Below are 279 nucleotides of genomic sequence, written 5' to 3'. Positions count from 1 at the left end.
CCCCGATAGCTAAGGTTATCGGGGTCTTTTCGTTTCTGGACCCGGACAAATAGGATGAATCTCAGACCAACTACCAATCTCGTGGTGCCCGAACATCTTGCGCTGGACCGAAAGGCTCTGAAGTCGCGCTTCATGTTCCTGTACACCAAGCGATACACAGGCTCGCCCGTGGTCTTTATGACTCGGTTGTGGGCCAACACCCTATTCCCGAGTGTCGCGCGCGACTCTGAGTTCGGGAAGGGCAAGCGTCGTGCTCATCTCGCAGAAATTCCCGAGCGT

Annotated in this window: 1 protein-coding gene; it reads left to right on the top strand. The window is 55.6% G+C overall.

Annotation, left to right across the window (positions count from 1 at the left end; genetic code table 11):
* Nucleotides 1-54: 54 nt before the first annotated feature.
* Nucleotides 55-279: hypothetical protein (locus AC1RPR_RS08775; RefSeq protein WP_481763567.1), on the top strand; the 225-nt coding region annotated here is incomplete at its 3' end.

The sequence above is a fragment of the Dellaglioa sp. CoH-57-MRSF-22 genome (assembly GCF_056781895.1).
This window is presented reverse-complemented; position numbering and strand designations above follow the sequence as displayed.